Here is an 18,980-nt window from a genome sequence, read left to right on the forward strand (position 1 = left end):
AGGGCACGCGGCAATCCATGTATCCTGCCGCTCCATGCGCTCGACCCTGCTCCTGCTGGTGGTCCTCTCCGCCTGCGCGACCTCTCGTCCGATGGCGAAGGCAGACGGGGGCCAGGCTCCAGGCGAGCCCACCACCGCGCCGCCAGCCGGACCTTTTGGAACGGCGCATCGCTTCAACCTGATGGAGGCATCTCCCGACGGTCGGTGGTTGATTGCCTGTCAGGCGCGAGAGGATACGGACAAGAACGGTCGAATCGACGAGGACGACCGCACCTTCGCTCACCCGAGGTATGGCGAAGGGGATAGGTCCGTCACGTATCTCTTCCTCGATTCGGGGCTGGGGACTCCCATCGAGGACTTCCTCGGCGCGGATGTCTCCGGTCGCTACCTCGCGGTGGTTCGCAATCAGACCCTCATCCTCCTCGACGTGTGGACGCGAGACGAGCGGGAGTTGGTGCGATACCGCGTCCCTGACTCGACCCGACCTGACGCGGTGTTGCCTCCGCCTGTCGCGCGCTTCTCGTCCGACGGAAGGCACCTGCTCTACCTGCGAGAGACGGAAGGGCGCGTGTCCGCCGTCGTGCGGGAGCTGTCCTCGGGCCGCGAGCAACAGGTGGAGGCGGGGGCGGGTGAGCTGCGGAGCGCGGACTTCAGCGATGCCGGTGACTGGGTGAACCTCTGGGTCCACAACGAGGACTTGTCCGAGGGTGAGCCCCGCGAGCGGCCGACCCATTCGTCTTCCCGGCTCCGCGGGTCGTGCAAGCTCGACCCGAGGGGTGAGAGCTACCGCGTGAGGGAGGACATGCTGGTCTGGCGCGCGCGTCGTGTGGAGGGAGGGCCCCTGCATGAGCTCAGGGGCGCGGCGCGCATGGATGCCACGGAGCCCCTGACCTTGCTGCTGGGCCGCTTCATCCTGCGGCGGGGAGAGGCCGGTGAGCTGTTCGTCGAGGACAGCTCAGGCCGACGCATCGAGTGGGTCCCCGCCTTCTGCGAGGGCCGAATCCTGGTCGCGGACCCTCGGCGTGAGCTCGTGGTGGTGGCGTGCACGTACAAGGGGCCGGAGTCGCTGGCCTCCGTCGAACTGCATGGGGCCGAAGTCCATCAACCGCTGGACTTCCACGTCACCTATCGAGACGAAGACTCCTCTTACTTCCCCTTCCCGTTTCCACGGCTCGTCTCCCTGCCGGAGGGGTTCCCGGAGCACCTCACCCCCGAAGGGCTGATGTCTCGATTCACCGATTCGAGGCGCGTTCTCATTGACCTCGAGACGCGCGCCTTGCACCGCGTCGCTGACGACATCGTGACGACGCGAGGTCTTCTCGCGCTGCTCTGGGCCCCGATTCACTTCGAGCCTCATGAGGTGATGAGAGACAGTGTCGTCAAAGAGGTCATCAAGAGTCGCCGCCGCCCCCTGTCCTTGTGGGATATCGAGAAGGGCAAGCGGACCTTGCTCAGCGAGCATGCAAGCCACTGGACCTTCCGCGCGGGCTCGCTCGTCCTGGCCGGTGGCCTCTTGGTGGACATGGAGTCGCGGCAGGTGGTGGGCAGGCCCTCCGTGGTGGACACCACGGTGATGGCGCTCGACAAGCGGGGGCGCATCCTCCGTGGAAACGCACCTCCGAAGGGGCAGGGCCGGGGTGAGCCCTTCCGGGATGTCTGGGGACCTGTCTCTTGGGAGCCCCTGGTCCGGTAGTTGTGTGACTGGCATGAAGTGAGAGGCCATGGGCGGCTGATGACCGGGGACACTCGGCTGATGACGGCTGTCATCAGGGCGCGAGGCTCCCACGCCGTGCGCGCGCGCGCGTCCGCTTGGAATTTCCGAGGGTTGTTCGTGTCAGGCCCGCCGCCGAGGGCTGGCACACGCGCTGCTATGGGCTCCCGGGTCGGTTCAATCCGCCTCCCATCCCCCGAGGGTCCTCGCCATGAGCATCTCCCCCCTGCAGAACGCCTCTGTTCCCCGCTCCAGCGTCTCCCAGCTTCGCGGCGGTGGCGTGGAGTCCTCCTCCTTCAGTCCGTCGACGGGCATGGGGGTGAAGAGCTCACCGGGCCTGGCCGCGCTCCAGAAGGACGGCTTCGAGGTGGGCTCGGGCGGCAAGGCGCACCTGGGCAAGCTCCTGGAGAGCACCCTGTCGGTGATGAACACGCTGGTGCAGGTGATGTCGCAGATCGCCGAGCAGGGCGGCGTGCAGGCACCCCAGGGCGCCAAGGGCGCGTCCAAGAGCTCGTGCTTCGGTGGCGACAGCGGCTTCTCTCCGCAGGCGTCCTCGGGGCGGCCTCCGCTGGACCTCAATCCCACCCCGACGGGCCCCAGCGCGACGGCGAGCCCCGGTGCGGCGCCGGGCATCGAGGGAGGGAAGAAGCTGGGCGGGAACCTGCCTCCGGGCCTGGAGAAGCTGCGGAGCACCATCGAGTCCGCGGCGGCGAAGACGGGCGTGCCGGCGGAGATGCTGGCCGCGCAAATCTGGCAGGAGTCGCGTGGCAACCTGGACGCCGTCTCCACCAACGGTGGCAATGGGCTGACGGACACCGGCCTGATGCAGGTCAACCCCAACACCTTCAAGGAGCTGCAGGCGAAGCACCCCGAGCTGCAGGGGAAGGACCTCTCCGACCCGGAGACCAACATCCTCGCGGGTGCCTGCTACATGAAGGACATGAAGGAGCAGTTCGGAGGCTGGGACCTGGCGCTGCGCGCCTACAACTCCGGCCCCAACGGCGTGGACCGCAACAACGCGAACGCGATTCCCGCCGGCACGGGTGACGCGACCTACGTGACGAAGGTGAAGGACTTCATGAACACCCTCGCCACGGGAGAGGGCACGCTGCCGGCGTGAGCGGTGGCTCGCGGGCCTGGCGTCAATCCCCCTCCAGGGGAGGCTCCACCTTGCGTCGGAAGTAGAGTCCGATGAGGAGGCACACCATGAGCGCGACGTTGCCGTAGACGTAGGCGGCTCCCAGTCCGTAGAGGATGTTCGAGTCCTCGGTGACCACCCAGGCCGACAGCGCCGCCACACAGAGCACGATGCAGAACGTGCCGAGGCAGCCAAACCCTCTCACAGCTCGATACTCCGGACCCTCGACGAAAGGCGCCACGTAGGCCGCTGTCAGCGTGGGTGCCACCGTGAAGAACAGCAACGGCGGCATGAAGATGAAGAAGAGTCCGTAGCCCGCGTAGGTCCTCGACCCCTGCAACCCCATCGTCTCGACGCAGGCGATGGGGAGGGCGCAGAAGAGGAGGACGACCCAGCAGAGACCTATCAGCGAGAGTCGCATGACCCGACACGCTCCGAGCGTTCGCCGCGCCTCGGATGAATGCGGCGCGGCCACCCTGGAGCGCATTGCAGGGAGGATGCCGGCTCGCGGGGTGCCTCGAAGACCCCGTGACTCCTCGAGGCATCGAGCCCCGGGTGGACCGGGCTGTCCACGGCGGTGACACCGCCCGACCACGGCGTTGACGGTGCCGGGCGGCGTCCCTGGCCTGCCACGCTCCCTTGACCCGCGAAAATGACAGCGGGTCGCTCGCGACTTTTCCCCGGGGTTTCCGTTCATCGGGTGTGCGGCCGAGGTGACATCGGATTTCACCTGTCCCTTGGCTGCATCGACTCAACATGAACCAGGGACACACCTGGACGACTGCGCCTGGCGTGGTCGCGTGCAACGGGAGAACAGGGAAATGAAGTCCATCCATGGATGGTGGAGCGTGGTGCTCGTCTCGGGGCTCATCGGCTGTGGGCAGGAGGCGAAGGAGCCCGCGCCGGAGCAGGCGGAGATTCTCGCCGCCGAGCAGGAGGCGCGCTTCCTGACGCCGCCCGCGGGTTGTACCGAGGTCACCGTGGGAGAGATGTTCAATGGCATCGAGCTGACGCCGGTGCAGTACGAGCGGCAGCCGACGTTCCGTGGCGACTTCACGAACACCGGAGGTCCGCAGCGGGACGAGGTTCGCATCCGCCTGGACATGAACACCCAGCCGGGGCTGTTCGACTTGTCGCTGGGCGGGGCGAACACCTTCACGTGTGAGCAGTGCGTCTTCGGCTACCAGGACATTGGCACGACGTCGCAGAAGCTGTTCGTGGCGGATTCGGGGGCGCTGCTGCTCGCGCTGCAGGTGTCGCCGCAGCAGACGGTGGGCGCGCTGTCGAACGTGGTGCTGCGCGAGTCGGTGCTCGCGACGCCGACTTCGGGGCCGTACACGGGCTCGGCGGTGGTGTCGGGGGGCGAGTGCCGGTGGATTCGCTTCGCGACGTGGAACACGGTGCGCCCGGGTGGGTGTGACCCTCGTCAGGGTTCGCTGACGTCGAACCTGCATGACACGGCGTGTGTCGCCGACGACTACGCGGCGACGGACGGCACGTTGCAGCGCGCGTTGGGGACGAAGACGCAGGGCGAGGCCTGCGCGGCGACGCCCGCGGAGAGCGAGTACGCGTTGACGACGACGGACTGCGAGCAGGGCTTCGCGTGCACCGACCTGCTGAGCGAGAGCGCGCAGTGCCTGAAGACGTGTGACTTCATGGCGACGAACCCGGGGTGCCCGACGGGCACGGTGTGCGGCGTGTATGGACTGTGCATCGAGCAGTCCGTGCTGGAGCCGATTGGGTTCGCGTTCGACCCCGCGCTGATTGGCGAGGCGTGCTCGGCGTCCTTCACGGAGTTCTGTGGTGTCGAGGGTGCGCGTGGCACCTGCTTCGACGCGGATGGCGCGGCGGGTCCGGCGGGGGCGACGTGCCATCGCTACGCGCGTGCGCGCTCCGAGTGCGGAGCGGGCGAGGAGCTGGGCTACATCTACTATCCGCTGTCGGGTGGCGGTGGAGACCGCGGCTACGGCTTCTGCTACTTCGACGGTCGCTGAGTCGGCGTGATGTCTCTCCCCGTCCGGTGGGTGGTACGGGCGGGGAGGGCGAGCAGTGCGTCACGGGTGCGGGCGGCTACACCTCCGTGAACTTCAGCCCCGTAGCCTTCATGCTCTCCAGGGCGGTTTTGAGCTCCTCCGAGACGATGAGCGCTCCTGTCCAACCCTCGGGCCTGAGCATCCTGGCGTTACCGACTCTTGTCTTGTCGATGTGCAAATCTCGCACAGAAGCGTAGTGCCCCACTTTCTCGGGCACTCCGTCCTCATGCGTCCATAGCTGGATGCGGGAGGCCTTTTCGTCGATGCAACGGATGAGACGGATTGCTACCAGCACGAGGTACTGGTCCGGGTGGCCATCGATGTCCACGGGGATGAGTTGCACGTCTCCTGGAGCCAGCTCCGTAAAGAGTGCCGCCACCTTGACGTGGACGACGGGGATGCGTAGCCCTGCCTCCGTGAAGTCCAACGGTCGGCCTGGCTCTTCGATGTGGATTTTCAGGCGTCCCTTCATCTGGACGGGAGTGCCCTGCCTGAATCGGTCCGGGTCACGCACCTCGCGGCCCTTATTGTCGGTGGGCGTATCCAGATGCCAGCGACCAGGGACCTGGACATCGTCGTGCAATTCGAAGTAGCGCCGGGGCATGGGCGGGAATCTAGGGCGTGGCTCCTCGGGTGACGAGCAAGTCCGATGCTGGATGGTAGGCTCCTGAAGTTTGCTCGAGCGAAGGAGTGCTGCGTGTCGCGACGTGCGCGAAAGACGTTGACGCGTCTACTGCTGGGCCTTGGCATGCTGGGAGCCCTACAACCGCCGACAGCTCATGCGGAGCCTCCCCTGACGAAGGCCCCTGGGTGCATCAAGCGTGGATGGCCTACGACCGTCACCTGCGGAAGCACGGCATGCTTCGTTTCGAGCTGTGGCGAAGGCAAGTGCCCCTACTGCTTCATCGAGGGAATGGAGAGCCTCATCTTCACGGGATGGGCGGTCTACACGTGCCTGAGCGGCGACTCCGTGACGGGTAAGGCGCTGATGTTCAACACAGCGCCCTTCAACACTCGCCTAGGACCCATCTGTGGTTGAGGATTCGTGGGAGCAAGAGGCGATCCTGGTGGTTGAGGCACTCAACCTGCTGTCCGTATTGGCTTCACCTCGCCGTTACGAACGGTGGTGTCTGCAGGCTCCGACCGAGGAACTGCGTACGGTGCTCCAGACCCGTATGGCCGCGCTTTCGGTTTTCTGCGCGAAGGCGTGGGGGAGCGCGGATGCGGAGCGCTTCAGGTCAGCAGTTCCCAAAGTACAGATGCTCGCCGAGTCCCTGGCGGGCGCTCCCCCCGGTAGCCTCATGGACCCTGGATGGAACGCCCAGGCCCGAGAGTGCCTGGAGGCTTTCGGGGTCGCGGCTCCACCAGGAGGATGGGAAGTCTTCGATGGGTAGGTGGTCAGCAGCGAACGAGGTGTGGACAATGACCAACGCCTTGATGCTGGCGGGGTGTGTCGCGGTACTGCAGGGATGTGCCACTCCGAGCGAGTGACGAGTATCAAGTGACGCCATGGCAAAGACGCCGGGTCTCGATTTGGACGACATGCTCCTCGCGCTGAATCCCTTCATCGAGGGTCAGGCGGAGGGCTCGAAGGAACGGGCGGCGCTCGAACTCGCGCAGGCCGCGCTGCTCTACATCCGGGACCGTGGGACGGAGGCCGACTTCGCCACGTACTCCGCGCGATTCTCAGACACGGCTTTCACCGTCGAGGTCTCCCACGATTTCGCGACACGAGAAGCAGCGGACCAGTGGCTCGCCAGCGGGGCGGCCCGGGATTCCGAGCGCGTGAGGATTGCCGGCAAGGGCTTCATGGTCGTTGAAGCACAAGGACGGCGGCTGTTCATGGTCGCGCCTCTTCCCGAAGAGTTGAAGGCTGACCCCGAGTAGGTGCCCCGCTACCGTGCCGGCGGGTACTTCTGGAGCTTGCGCTGAAGGGAACGGCGGTGGATGCCGAGCTTGCGCGAGGCCTCGGAGATGTTCCCCGCGCAGTCCGCGAGCACTCGGTGGATGTGCTCCCACTCCGCTCGTGCCAGCGAGGGCGCTTCGAACGTCTCCGGCGCCGCCAGCGATGGCTCGCCCGACGCTCGCTCGAACGCCGCGAGGATGTCGTCCACGTCCGCCGGCTTGGGCAGATAGTTCACCGCCCCCAGTCGAATCGCGTCCACCGTCGTCGCGATGCTCCCATACCCCGTGAGGACAATCGCCTTCGTGGACGCGTCCACCGCCAGCAAGTCCTTCACCACTTCCAATCCGCTCCGCCCCGGCATGCGCAGGTCCACCACCGCGTACTCCGGTGACTCCCGCCGTGCCGCCGCCAGCGCCGCGTCATAATCACCCGCCGTGGTGACTTCCCACCCGCGCTCACGAAACGCTCTCGCCAGCCGCTCCCGCAGCGTCGCGTCGTCATCCACGAGCAACAAGCTCGGGTGATGCCCATCACCGCCCACCGTACTCACGACGCCACCTCCGTGGCGGCCGGCGCTCCGACAGGCAAGGCCAGACTCGCCACCGTCCCCTGTCCCGGCGTGGACCGCAGCTCCAGTGAGCCGCCGAGCTGCTCCGCCAGCGTGCGCGCGAGGAACAATCCCAACCCCATGCCCTCACCCGGCGCCTTCGTGGTGAAGAAGGGCTCGCCCGCCCGCGCCAGGATTTCCGCCGGCATCCCCGCACCCCCATCGCGCACCTCCAGCCGCGCGCCTCCTCTCCCCGCCACCACCCGCAGCTCCACCGACCTGGACGGCGGCGATGCCTGGAGCGCGTTCTTCACCAACCCCCGCACCACCCGCGCCAGCGCTCGCGGCGGCCCCTGCACCCGCCACGCGCTCAGCTCCTCGGGCAGCTCCACCCGCACCCGCTCCACGCCCGACAGCTCCGACAGCGAGTCCTCCACCAACCGCCCCAGCGGCATCGGATGGAAGGCCTCTCCCGTCGTCTGCCCCGCATCCGCGGACATCTGCACCAGCACGTCACGGCAGCGGTCCACCTGTTGACGGATGAGGCGCAAGTCGTCACGCACCGCCTCGGAAGTCCCCGCCGCTGTCAGCGCCCGCTCCACTTCCTTCGACACCACCGCGATGGTGGACAGCGGCGTGGACAGCTCATGCGCCGCGCCCGCCGCCAGCGTCGCCAGCGAGGCCACCTTCTCCCGCCGCGCATGCTGCGCTCGTGCCTGCGCCAATTCCTGCTCGCGCTCCTCCAGCGCCCGCGTCACCCGCTGCACGAAGTACACGATGAAGCCCGCGGCCACCGCGAACGCCACCCACATTCCATTGATGTGCAGCCGCATCAGCGCCGCGTGGTCCGGCCGCGACAGTCCCGGCACCAGCACCACGTCCTGCAGCAGGAACAGCGAACCGAACGCCGTCAGCGTGAAACCCAACAGGCTCCACATCCACCGCGACGACAACAGCACCGTGCCCAACGCCACGTTCACCAGATACAGCGTGGTGAAGGGGTTGTGCGTCCCTCCGCTCAGCGCCAGCAGCCCCGTGAGCACCAGAGTGTCCCACAACATCAGCTTGCCGATGGTGCCTTCCGTCACCCGCGCCCGGCCCAGCCACGCTCGCACCGCGAGGTTCGTGACGGCCTCCAGCCCCAAGAGCCCCGCCAGCACCGGCACCGGCAGCGCCAGCTCCAACCCGTACGCCGCCAGCGCGATGACCAGCGCCTGTCCCAGCAGGAGCCCCCAGCGCAGCTTCAGCAGCCACTCGAGGTTGATGCGGGCGCGCGATGCGGGTTCGGTGGGGACGGGAGGCGTCATGGCACGACAGCGGACTGGAGCGAGGCGGAGCGGGCCACATTGCCCAACAGGTCCACGTTGCGAGGCGACTCGCCCGGGCCCACGCCATCCAGCCACGAATCCCACGCCAGTGTGAAGACCCGCGCCGCCTTCGGCGCGTCTTCCGTCAACTCCAGCCCGTCCAACAGGACATCCACCGACGAGCGCCCCCGCGTCTCCACCTCGAAGTCACGCTCGCCCTCCGCCAACGTGCCTCGCACGTGCAGGCTCAACCCCAGCATGTTCACCGGCACCGCGCCCTGCGACGCCGAGGACAGGCCCTCCGCGTCCGCGTCCGCTGGCTCGAAGGTGAGCCGCGCCCGGCAGTAACGCCCCGGAGGCGGACGAATCACCCCCAGCGGCGATACCGCTCCATCCGCGTCCCCCAGCGCGACGACGTGCGGCGTGCCCAGCCGCAGCGCGTTCGACACCGAGTGCGCCCACGCCGTCCCCACCGGCGACAGCTCGTTCCACAGCCGCCGCCAGCCCGTCGCCTCACACGGAATCAGCTCCACGCTGCCCAGCGTGATGAGCGCCCCGGCGAGCGTGGCCCGCGCGCCCTCATCCGTGACGAGCGTGCGCGCGCCCGCCGCCTCCGGCAGGCCTCGCGCCCGAGCGGTGGTGAGCCCCAGCGTCAGCTCCATGCCCTCGATTCGCTCACCGCCACCACAGCCCGCGAGACACAGCAACAGGGCGGGCAGGACACAGGACTTCGTCGCGACAGGCATGGCTCAGAGGTCATACGCGACGGACATCATCGCGATGGGAGTGGGCGCCACGCGTCCGTGGAGCCGGTTGAAGAAGGGAACACGCACGCCCGCGGCCACCACGATGTCCGTGCTGGGGCTGAAGAGGACGTCGGGCGACGCGTAGCCGATGACGCCCCCGCCGTTCTCCTCCTTCTCGCCGTCGATGTCCGCCGCCGCCTCTATCCGTCCGTCCAACCCCAGCCGCACCGCCCACCTGGGCGCGGGCTGGTACTGCGCGGCCAGCGTGGTGCGCACCGACGGCCCCGCCTTGAAGCCGAGCATGCCGCGCGTGGGAAGAAAGCCCGTGGCGCTCACCAGGAAGGACCAGTCCCCCCGGAAGTGCTGGTAGGCCACCCCCGCCAGCGGATCCACCGAGCCGCTGCCCAGCTGCGTGTCCAAATCCAGCAGCGTGCCGTCCGCCATGCGCAGCCGGGGCGCCGTGGGCAGCTTCACCCCCGCGAGCACGCTGAAGAGATGATCCGCGGAGAACTCGCGGTCCTGGTACAAAAACGCCTTCGCGCTCACCTCCACGTCGCCCACGCCCCAGCCGCGCTCGCGGGCGAGGCTCACCGAGCGCACCTCGCGCGCCTGCAGGGGCAGGGTGGCCGACAGGAACAGCCAGGGCAGCGGCGCGTACGCCACCGCCACGTCCATGCGCGCCTCGCGCAGCCGCAGCGCGTCCACGCGCTCCTGCCCCACCGTGTGCCCCCAGGCCCGCAGGGTGGTGGACAGGCGCAGCCGTCCGGAGAACGGCTGCTCGGTGCCCATCGAGGTGAGCGTCGGGTCTCCACACGCACACGTGGCACAGGCCCAGGCGGAGGAGAAGGGCGCCAACACCAGCGCGGCGCCGCAGAGGAGGAGTGCGAGGGAGGCTCTCACGACGGCGGGAAAGATACGCCCAGGCCCCCGGGCCCCGTGTGTGGCGTGTTGTCGCAGTCCGTCGAGGCGACCCAAGGCCCGCGACGCCACCCGGAAGGCGAGCGGGGAGGCGAGCGCCGGCTGCCTCGCGGGAAGTCATGGGCAGGTTGAGAATGACTTCCACGCCCCGGCGTTGGTGGGAAACAGGAGGCCTTACATGGGAGTGCTCGCGCCGCTTGGTCGGCTGCTCTTTTCCGCCATCTTCATCACCAGCGGCCTGAATCACTTCATCCAACTCGACGCCCTCACGGCGTACGCGCAGAGCTCCGGTATCCCCGAGCCTCGCTGGGCGGTGTTGCTGTCGGGCGTGGCGCTGGTGCTGGGAGGACTGTCGGTGCTGCTCGGCGTGCTCGCCCGCCTGGGGGCCGCGGCCCTCGCCATCTTCCTGGTGTGCGCGGCCTTCATGGTCCATCGCTTCTGGCTCATCGCGGACCCGGTGCAGGCGCAGGACCAGCTCATCCACTTCATGAAGAACCTCTCCATGGCCGGAGGCGCGCTCTTCATCGTCTACTTCGGCTCGGGCCCCTTCAGCTTGCGTCGCGGGGGACGCAAGGAGGGCCTCCTCGGCGGTGGACGACTCGGCACGCCGTTGAGGCCCTGAGTCCCTGACGTCTTCAGCCCGCGGCGGCCACGGCCGTCGCGGCGCGCAGGGTGAAGAAGGCGACCTCCGGCTCGCTGCCCCGGCGCAGGTATGGGCCGCCGAAGCCGAAGCCCAGCCCGCGATTCACGTAGAGCTGGTTGCCGTTCACCTGGTAGTGCCCGCGGATGTAGGGCTGGCCCGCGCGACGGAACAGCCGCTCGGTGAGGCCCTGGACGATGAACTGGCCCCCGTGCGTGTGCCCGGAGAACTGCACCAGGTTCCCTCCCGGAGGCAGCTTGTCCACCGTGGGCGGCGTGTGGGCCAGCACCAGCCGCGTGCCGGACTCCGGCGCGCCTCGGAAGGTCGCCTCCACGTCGTCGCGCCCGGTGCGCCCGTCATCCACGCCCAGCACCGTCACCGGCGCGCCGCGCACGTGGACGACGCGGTGCTCGTTCTGGAGCACGGTGTAGCCCATGTGCTCGAAGCACTGGCGCAGGTAGGGCGCGTCCACCCAGTGGTCATGGTTGCCCAGCACCACGAAGACGCGGCCCTTCAGCCCGGACAGCACGTCGCGCACGCGCGGCAGCGGCTTGGGGCTGTGGGTGACGTAGTCGCCCGTGAGGAACACCAGGTCGGGGGACTCCGCGTTGACGGCCTCCACCGCGCGGCGGATGCGCACCTCGGACGTCGCCTGGCCCACGTGCACGTCGGAGAGCTGCGCCACGCGCAGGCCGTCATGAGACTCCGGCAGGTGCGGCAGGTGGAGCAGGTTCTCCGTGAGGGTGAAGTGGTCCCTCCAGCGCAGCCGTCGCTCCGGGCGCAGAGGGTCCGCGCCGCTCCAGGCCACCACCTCGTTGCGGCCCCCCTGCGGGGACTCCAGATGCGGACCACTGGACGAGGACGACGAGGGGCGACGACGGGCCAGACGTCTCAAGCGCATGCGATGCGGTTCCTTTTCCGGCCGGAGGCGGTGAGCGCCCGAGTCTACGAAGCCGGGGGAGGTGGGTTGAAGCAGGTGCCCCACGTACGCCTGCCCTCCTTGCGGCCAGCGAGCGGGGTGAGGGGAAAACCGTCATGATTCCGGGAAGATTCCAGGGGAGGCCTCCGGGCTTTCTTCCACCATTGGACACACTGCCGGGGGGCATGCGGTGACGGCGTCCGACGAGGTTGGTACACACGCGGAGACGATGAGCCCCCGGCTTGGGACGGCCCCCGACATGGGCCCGGATGTGATGACGCCAGCCGGTGAGACAGGCCGAGGACGGCAGGAGGCCTCGCCCGAGGGCTCGCGCCCCGTGGCCCTGTCCGAGCTGATGAGCACCATGCCCCTGGGCATGGCGGTGGTGGACCGCGAGCTGCGCTTCGTCGAGGTGAGCGAGGCCCTGGCCTCCCTCAACGGCCGACCGCGCGAGGCCCACCTCGGACGGCTCATGGACGAGGTGATGAACCCCCACTCGTCCCTGGGCGACACCTCCCGCCGGGTGCGCCGCGTGCTGGAGACGGGCGAACCCCTGGACGGCGTGGAGATCATCCACCGCGAGCCCGGCACGGGCGTGGAGCGCACGCGCGTCTTCCGCGCCAGCTACCACCCGGTGCGCCGCGACGGCGAGGTCATCGCCGCGTGCATCTACGTGGAGGACCTCACGGAGCGCCGCCGCGTGGAGGCCCAGCGCGACGCGGGCGCGGCTCGGGAGCGCGCCGTGCGCGAGCAGGCCCTGCGCGAGACGCAGGAGGCCGTGCGCGCCCGCGACGAGTTCCTCAGCGTGGCCGCCCACGAGCTGCGCACGCCGCTCACCAGCATGCGCCTGCACCTGCAGCTCCTCCTGCGCCAGGTGACGAGCGCGCAGCCCGCGCTGGGGCAGGAGCTGGCGCCGCGCGGCCAGGTGCTGGAGCGGCAGCTGTCGCGGCTGGGCAGCCTGGTGAACACGCTGCTGGACGTGTCGCGACTGGCGGCGGGCAAGCTGAGCCTGGAGCCGCGCGAACTGGACCTGGTCCAGGTCGTCCGGCAGATGGTGGACGCGTTCTCCGAGGAGTTCGCGCGCGCCGGCTGCGAGCTGTCCGTGCACGTGTCGGGGACGCTGTCGGGCCAGTGGGACCCGCTGCGCGTGGAGCAGGTGCTGGTGAACCTCCTGTCCAACGCGGCCAAGTACGGCGCGGGACGGCCGGTGGAAATCTCGCTGGTGGGCGAGGGCACCATGGCGGTGCTGGCCGTGAAGGACCACGGCATCGGCATCTCCGAGGACGGCATGGCGCGCCTGTTCGGCAAGTTCGAGCGCGCCGTCTCCGAGCGCCACTACGGCGGCCTGGGCCTGGGCCTCTACATCACCCGGCAAATCGTCGAGGCCATGGGCGGCAGCATCACCGTGCGCTCCGCCCAGGGCCAGGGCTCCACGTTCATCCTCCGCCTGCCCACCCAGCCTCGCGCGGCGCCCGCCGGTACCCCGACGGTGGTGGTGGGCGGCCGGGCGAAGTGACGAGGACGGGCGCCCCTTCCGGTAGTTCCGGAGGCGAGGCGCCCGTCGTGTCGACTCGAGCCGCGGGGCCCGGGTGTCAGTACCCGCGCAGCACGAGCAGCCGCCCGTCAATCAGGACGTACAGCGCGGCCGGCGTCACGCGAGGGTCATAGATGAGCTGCCGCACCTCGCCGCCGCTGACACTCGCCACCTTCTCCAGCTTCTTGTCCGGCGTCAGGCGCCACAGGCCGTTGTGCGCCGTGCCGACGAAGAGCGAGCCGTCGGCGGTGGCCGCCAGCGCGGTGTAGTCGTTGGTGTTAGCGCCTTCGATGCGGACGTAGTCCGTGTCCGCGTACTTCTTCGGGTCGTGTCGCTGGGGCTGCGCCTGGAACTGCCACAAGCCGCTGCCCAGGCCGGCCACGTAGTAGAGGCCGTCCTTCGTCTTCTGGATGCCGCGCCACTTGTTCTCGGGAGCCGCCTGGTCGCGGTACTGGTCATTGCCCGGGTTGACGGGGTCCACGAAGGTGTTGAGCAGGTACTCGGAAATCTCGGCGTCGGCGGGCACTCCGTCACGGTTCTCCCGGTCCCACCACTTGAGGTCCGCGTTGGGGGGCAGGATGCCAATCTTCCAGTCGTTGGCGATGAGCAGGTGGCCCTCCGACGAGAGTCCAAGCCCGTAGGTGTAGCCCGCGCGCTGGGATTGCTTGGGGGGCTTGCTCGGGTCCTCGTTCGGGATGGTCTGCCACCACGCGGGGTGCCGGTGGCTGCTGTAGTCGTAGCCGCGGATGCGCGTCACGCCGTGGTTGGTGCCGACGTAGACTTCACCTTCGTACGTGCCGCTCATCACCCGGGCGCACGAGTAGACGGAGCGGTCCTCGTCGTAGTGGAAGTCGTTGCTGTTGCGGATGCCGATGGGCTCGTTGCGGCTGGGGCGGCTGGTGCCCGCGGAGCGATACAGATGCTCGCGCAACACGACGTCCGAGCCCTCTGCGTTGAGCTGCACGACGTCCACGTCGCCCTTCTGGAACTCGAAGTAGCGCTCCTCGGAGAAGCCCTCCTCACCCCGTCCGGTGATTCGCTGGCCGCCCACGATTTCGTCGTGCGTCCGGTAGCCGACGTAGGCCTCGCCGGCCTTGCCGCCGCAGATGACGGTGGAGTCGATGGCGAGCTTGTCCTGCTCCCAGCCCAGGCCCAGGCTCGCCTGACCGATGGGTTGGCTGTTCCACACCGCCCGGTCCGTGCCCGCGCGCAGCACGCCAATCTGGTTGCCGTTGAGCACCCAGATGTTGTGCGCGGCATCCACGCCCACCGAGCGGACCTTGGGGATGTCGTACTTCGCGCTGAAGTCGGTCAGCGCGTCCGTGGGCCATGGGCCCTCCGGCGTCGTGGGCTGCGTGCCGCCGTCCGGAACGGGGTCCGTGCCGCCATCGCCGGGAACGGGGTCCGTGCCGCCGTCACCAGGGACGGGGTCCGTGCCGCCGTCCGGAACGGGGTCCGTGCCGCCGTCGCCAGGGTGCGTACCGCCGTCGCCAGGGCCCGCGTCGTCACCCCCGTCATTCGAGGGTGACTGGATGTCGTCACCGTCGCCCTTCGGCCCCGTCTCCTTCGAGCTGTCGCAGGCCCCCGCCGCCATCACCAACGCCGCACCGACACACGCGCCCAACAGTCGTCGAATCACCGATTCCTCCAGTCCCCGGTGTGGAGCAAGCGGCGTACCGGGCGAGGCGCGGGGGCATGCGGGCGAAAGAGGGAAGCGAGTTGCCCACCGTGGGCAAGGCCCGGCGTCGATGTGTCGCTGGAAATGACCAGGCCCGCCCCCCGTGAGGGAAGCGGGCCCGGAAAGCTTGTCGGACCGAGGACGTCAGCGACTTCAGTGGACGGCGTCGTCCACGTCCTGCTTCAGGTCATCGCCGGCCTGGTCCACCTTGTCGCCGGCCTTCTTGGCGTCCTGCTTCACGGCGTCGGTGGTGCTGCCGGAGCCGCCCGTGGCCTTGGCGCCCTTGGGGCTCTTGGCGCGCAGCTCCACGGCGACGGCGTTGTCACCGCTGAGCTGGAAGCGGGCGTGCACCTCGGCGCCCTCGGGGAGCTGGTCGGCCCGCACCTTCTTGCCGTCCAGCATCACCACCGTCTGGGGCTTCACGTCCAGCTCGGCGTCCGGCAGGTCCTTGCGCGCGAGGTTCACGCTGTCGTCGTCCGCCTCCTTCACCGTGCCCGTGATGTTGAGGGAGTGCGCCTTCTTGAAGGTGTTGTCCACGCCGGGGACCTTCGAGGCCTCCTTCGTGGCGCCGTTGATGCCGCGGCCCACGTCGGTGGCGTCCACGCCCGTCTGGACGCGCGCTCCGGAGCTGGGAATCTGGTTCTGTGACGGTTGCTCGACGGGCGCGCTCTGGGCGAACGCAGCGGAGCCAACGCACAGCGCGAACGTGGTGATGAGCTTCTTCATGGGGTCCCTCTCCCTTGGGTCGGATGAATGACTTCTGGGAGCAAGGGTGGGGAGGCTGCCTCCCTCCGCCAACCTGTCCGGTGCGCCACCACGTCACCTCGCCCGGAGAGCATGCGGGTAAGGGAGCGGAGGTTCAGCCGGCGAGGCTCAGGCGCTTCACCGTGGACAACAGCTCGTTCAAGTCCAACGGCTTGCGCAGGCAGCCCGCCACGTCGAGCTGCTTCGCGGCGGACTCCAGGTGCAGGTCCGCGCTCGCCACGACGACGGGGATGTCCGACAGCGAGGCGTCGTGGCGCAGCTCCTCGCGGAAGGCGAAGCCGTCCATCCTCGGCATCATCAGGTCGAGCAGGATGAGGTGCGGACGAGAGCCCTGCTGCCGCAGGTGCGCGAGCGCCTCCAGGCCGTCCGCGGCGAGCAACACCGAGTAGCCCTCCAGCTCGAACGCGTCCTGGAGCGCATCGCGGATATCCAAATCGTCGTCCACGACGAGCAGTGTCTGAAGCGGTTGCACCGGTCCTCCCACCCTGGTCCGGGGCGGACTCGCTCCCACACCACGGTAACGATGGGGTCGCGACCGTCCGAGCGGAAGCGCTTCGCGGGCGATCTGGGTCAAGGAGTGCTCACCACCCGACGGCCCGCTTGCCCCAGGACCGCGCTCGAAACGTCCAAAATTGCAATGGAGTTGCGTTAATTTAAATTACACGAAAGATACATCTAGGCTGGTTTGCTCGTATTCCTGGTTGGGTTGAAGATGCGCCCGGCTGCTCGTCCCCTCGGCGAGCGCTCAAATCCAGGGAGCTGTGCTCATGCGCACCATTGGTCGAAGTGGGTTGTTCGCGTCGCTGCTGTGTTCGCTGTCCCTCGTCGCCTGCGGGCCGGCGCCGGAGGCGGGCCAGGAGGAGGCCGCTCCCAAGGGCACCACCGAGCAGCCGGTGGTCTACGGCACCGACAACCGCACGGATGTCTACGCGCACGCGAACGCGACGCTGCGGCAGCGGGCGGAGAAGTCCACCGTGGCGCTGATGAACCCGTCCGACTACACCGTGGGCGCCAACGGCAACGTCACGTTCAACGCGTCCACGCTCGCGTCGGCGTATGGCCTGTGCTCCAGCCAGCGCTTCCTGACGGACCTGACGCCGGCGTTCTGCTCGGGCACGCTCATCGACGATGACCTGGTGCTGACGGCGGGTCACTGCATCACCAGCGCGTCCGCGTGCGCCAACACGCGCTTCGTCTTCAACTTCTACCGCACGTCCGCCACCGGGATGCAGACGGTGACGTCCTCGGACATCTTCTCGTGCCAGTCCATCGTCGTGCGCCAGCAGGTGTCGAGCCCGCTCAACCTGGACTACGCCATCGTCCGGCTGGACCGCGCCGCCACGCCGCGCTTCGAGCCCGCGCCCATCCGCGCCGGCAACACCGCGCTGGCGGTGGGTGCCAAGGTGACGGTCATCGGCTCGGGCAGCGGCATCCCCTTCAAGATTGACGACGGCGGCTCGGTGCGCAACGCGCGCGCCAGCACGCTGGACTACTTCGTCGCCTCCACCGACACGTTCGGCGGCAACTCCGGCTCCGGCGTGTACGAGAACACCGGCTACACCGTGGCGGGCATCCTGGTGCGCGGCGAGACGGACTACGTCGCCAGCGGCGGCTGTAACATCGTCAACACCTGCACGGAGACGGGCTGCCGCGGCGAGGACATCACCTACGTTCGCCCGGCCGTGACGGCGTACTGCTCGGTGGCTGGCAGCCTGCGGCTGTGCGGCACCACCAACCCCCCGGCCACCACGACGTTCCCCTTCACCGCCACCGCCACCGCCAACGCGACGGTGAACACCACGGACAAGACGGTGACGCTGGCCGCGGGGCAGACGCTCCAGTTCGGCACCTGCACGCTGCCCGGCGCCGCCGGCACGGGTGATACGTACCTGCGCCTGGTCAACTCGGCGGGCACGTCTGTCGCGAACAACGACGACTCGTGCAGCCTGCTGTCCTTCGTCTCGTACACGGCCCCGACGGCGGGCACGTACACGATGCGCGCCGGCTGCTACTCCAGCAACAGCTGCAGCGGCACCGTGGCCTACACCATCCAGTAATCGGCTTGGGATGTATCGGGCGCGGGAGCAGGTGTCTCCCGCGTCTTGTCACCTGTGACTCGGCTCGGGCCCCGTGGAATGAGGCCCGGGCCTTTCGTCACCTCGCGACGGTTGGGCGCTCAAAGGCGCCCGAGACATCAGGCGCAGCGGTCGCAGACGCCGCGCAGCTGCACGTCCACGCTCTTCTGGGCCACCGCGCGGGGCACGCCCTTGGAGGACGCGATGCGGATGGACTCCTCCGGCAGACACGCCACCGTGCCGCAGTCGGTGCAGGTGAAGTGCGGGTGGTTGCCGCTGTGCTCGCTACCCGAGCGTCGCAGCTCGAAGCGCCACACGTGGTCTCCCAGGTCCGCGCGCACCACCAGGCCGGCCTCGGTGAGGTCCGTCAGGTTGCGGTAGATGGTCACCCGGTCATAGCCCTCGTCACCCAGCGCATCCACCAGGTCGGCGTGGCTCATTGGCGCGGTGGCGGACTCCAGCTCGCGAAGCACCGCCACGCGGGGCGCAGTGCTGCGAAGACCCGACGCGCGGATCCTCTCCTGGAAATCAGCGAGCTTCGGCTGCACGGCGATTCGTTTGGCTCCCATGATATCTTTTCGCATAACCGATCTGCGGGACACTTTCATCTCGACCGTGTCGCAACGTCCGAGGTCGAGGACTGGAGTGGCTTGCCCGCCGGGTCCCCCCAGACTCCCTGATACGGAAACAACAACCGGGAGTCCAGGATACTGGTGCAATCCTTGTGCGGAACGACTGTCCGCGCTTCCTGGCTTCCACGGCCCTTGTTCTGGACGCTCCTTGACCCCGCGAGGTTCCAGGTGGCCACATCGCTCGGGCGAAAGGTGCTCCGGCTGTCGAGGAGATGACAGTCGGCACCGCGCGTCATGGAGGGGGCCAGGGGGCGGGACGAGGAACAGGAAGTCGAGTGAGTCCCGGGTGCAAGTGCAACTCATGAGTCACCGGTGACGCGGTGCCAGAAAGTCCCGGTTCGCGCCGTGTATGGCCCGGCTCGGGCACGGCGTGAGGGGCTCGTCCGGTCGGCGTGGGCTGCGGCACGAGGCCAGGGGGAGGCGGGAGGTGA

At 68.6% G+C, this 18,980-nt stretch carries 18 protein-coding genes; 7 read left to right on the plus strand and 11 right to left on the minus strand.

The features are described from left to right. Window positions 1-34: 34 nt before the first annotated feature. Together ACN469_RS25205 and ACN469_RS25210 are read left to right on the plus strand one after the other, a co-directional pair. Entirely contained in the window at window positions 35-1,693 is a 1,659-nt protein-coding gene (locus ACN469_RS25205; protein ID WP_498771551.1) for a TolB-like translocation protein, read from the plus strand. A 229-nt stretch (window positions 1,694-1,922) separates the two neighbouring features. Further along, entirely contained in the window at window positions 1,923-2,831 is a 909-nt protein-coding gene (locus ACN469_RS25210; protein ID WP_498771553.1) for a lytic transglycosylase domain-containing protein, read from the plus strand. Window positions 2,832-2,853: 22 nt separating this feature from the next. On the opposite strand, the gene ACN469_RS25215 is transcribed toward ACN469_RS25210, so the two are convergent. Next, a complete protein-coding gene (locus ACN469_RS25215) occupies window positions 2,854-3,270 on the minus strand; it encodes a hypothetical protein (protein ID WP_498771555.1) in 417 nt (138 codons plus the stop codon). A gap of 400 nt (window positions 3,271-3,670) precedes the next feature. On the opposite strand from ACN469_RS25215, the gene ACN469_RS25220 reads away from it, so the two are divergent. Further along, window positions 3,671-4,843 carry a hypothetical protein gene (locus ACN469_RS25220; protein ID WP_498771557.1) on the plus strand — a complete coding sequence of 391 codons (1,173 nt, stop codon included), beginning with the start codon at window positions 3,671-3,673 and terminating at the stop codon, window positions 4,841-4,843. Between the two features lie 76 nt (window positions 4,844-4,919). Here the strand turns inward: ACN469_RS25220 and ACN469_RS25225 are convergent, their stop codons facing one another. Continuing rightward, window positions 4,920-5,486 (minus strand): imm11 family protein, encoded by a 567-nt coding sequence (locus ACN469_RS25225; protein ID WP_498771558.1) that lies wholly within the window; start codon window positions 5,484-5,486, stop codon window positions 4,920-4,922. 905 nt (window positions 5,487-6,391) lie between these two features. Here ACN469_RS25225 and ACN469_RS25230 point away from each other — a divergent pair. Next, complete coding sequence (locus ACN469_RS25230; RefSeq protein WP_498771560.1) at window positions 6,392-6,769, plus strand: hypothetical protein; 378 nt, start codon at window positions 6,392-6,394, stop codon at window positions 6,767-6,769. A gap of 8 nt (window positions 6,770-6,777) precedes the next feature. Here the strand turns inward: ACN469_RS25230 and ACN469_RS25235 are convergent, their stop codons facing one another. From ACN469_RS25235 to ACN469_RS25250, 4 genes are read right to left on the minus strand one after another with little or no spacing between them, the layout of a single operon-like run. Next, window positions 6,778-7,338, minus strand: a complete 561-nt coding sequence (locus ACN469_RS25235; RefSeq protein ID WP_498771562.1) for a response regulator transcription factor — start codon at window positions 7,336-7,338, stop codon at window positions 6,778-6,780. Next, on the minus strand, window positions 7,335-8,642 hold the full coding sequence (locus ACN469_RS25240; RefSeq protein WP_498771564.1) for an ATP-binding protein: 1,308 nt from the start codon (window positions 8,640-8,642) through the stop codon (window positions 7,335-7,337). Before ACN469_RS25240 ends, ACN469_RS25235 begins: the two co-directional genes overlap by 4 nt. Beyond that, a complete protein-coding gene (locus ACN469_RS25245) occupies window positions 8,639-9,388 on the minus strand; it encodes a hypothetical protein (protein ID WP_498771566.1) in 750 nt (249 codons plus the stop codon). The genes ACN469_RS25240 and ACN469_RS25245 overlap by 4 nt, the downstream gene beginning before the upstream one ends. Before the next feature lie 3 nt (window positions 9,389-9,391). Then, complete coding sequence (locus tag ACN469_RS25250) at window positions 9,392-10,288, minus strand: transporter (protein WP_498771568.1); 897 nt, start codon at window positions 10,286-10,288, stop codon at window positions 9,392-9,394. A gap of 196 nt (window positions 10,289-10,484) precedes the next feature. Between ACN469_RS25250 and ACN469_RS25255 the strand changes: the two genes are divergently transcribed. Beyond that, a complete protein-coding gene (locus ACN469_RS25255; RefSeq protein WP_498771570.1) occupies window positions 10,485-10,928 on the plus strand; it encodes a DoxX family protein in 444 nt (147 codons plus the stop codon). A 13-nt stretch (window positions 10,929-10,941) separates the two neighbouring features. On the opposite strand, the gene ACN469_RS25260 is transcribed toward ACN469_RS25255, so the two are convergent. Further along, window positions 10,942-11,847, minus strand: coding sequence for a metallophosphoesterase (locus ACN469_RS25260; RefSeq protein ID WP_498771572.1), 906 nt, complete (start codon window positions 11,845-11,847; stop codon window positions 10,942-10,944). Between the two features lie 247 nt (window positions 11,848-12,094). On the opposite strand from ACN469_RS25260, the gene ACN469_RS25265 reads away from it, so the two are divergent. Next, on the plus strand, window positions 12,095-13,381 hold the full coding sequence (locus ACN469_RS25265; protein WP_498771574.1) for a sensor histidine kinase: 1,287 nt from the start codon (window positions 12,095-12,097) through the stop codon (window positions 13,379-13,381). 76 nt (window positions 13,382-13,457) lie between these two features. Here the strand turns inward: ACN469_RS25265 and ACN469_RS25270 are convergent, their stop codons facing one another. The 3 genes from ACN469_RS25270 to ACN469_RS25280 all read right to left on the minus strand — a co-directional run bounded on the left by ACN469_RS25270 (window position 13,458) and on the right by ACN469_RS25280 (window position 16,314). Then, window positions 13,458-15,038, minus strand: a complete 1,581-nt coding sequence (locus ACN469_RS25270) for a hypothetical protein (RefSeq protein ID WP_498771576.1) — start codon at window positions 15,036-15,038, stop codon at window positions 13,458-13,460. A 192-nt stretch (window positions 15,039-15,230) separates the two neighbouring features. After that, on the minus strand, window positions 15,231-15,803 hold the full coding sequence (locus ACN469_RS25275) for a hypothetical protein (RefSeq protein WP_498771578.1): 573 nt from the start codon (window positions 15,801-15,803) through the stop codon (window positions 15,231-15,233). Between the two features lie 133 nt (window positions 15,804-15,936). Continuing rightward, entirely contained in the window at window positions 15,937-16,314 is a 378-nt protein-coding gene (locus tag ACN469_RS25280) for a response regulator (RefSeq protein WP_498771580.1), read from the minus strand. Between the two features lie 295 nt (window positions 16,315-16,609). Here ACN469_RS25280 and ACN469_RS25285 point away from each other — a divergent pair, with 295 nt between their 5' ends. Next, window positions 16,610-17,899 (plus strand): trypsin-like serine peptidase, encoded by a 1,290-nt coding sequence (locus ACN469_RS25285; protein WP_498771582.1) that lies wholly within the window; start codon window positions 16,610-16,612, stop codon window positions 17,897-17,899. 137 nt (window positions 17,900-18,036) lie between these two features. On the opposite strand, the gene ACN469_RS25290 is transcribed toward ACN469_RS25285, so the two are convergent. Next, on the minus strand, window positions 18,037-18,486 hold the full coding sequence (locus tag ACN469_RS25290; protein ID WP_498771584.1) for a Fur family transcriptional regulator: 450 nt from the start codon (window positions 18,484-18,486) through the stop codon (window positions 18,037-18,039). Window positions 18,487-18,980 lie beyond the last annotated feature (494 nt).

The sequence above is a fragment of the Corallococcus terminator genome (assembly GCF_049194865.1).
Taxonomy (GTDB): domain Bacteria; phylum Myxococcota; class Myxococcia; order Myxococcales; family Myxococcaceae; genus Myxococcus; species Myxococcus terminator_A.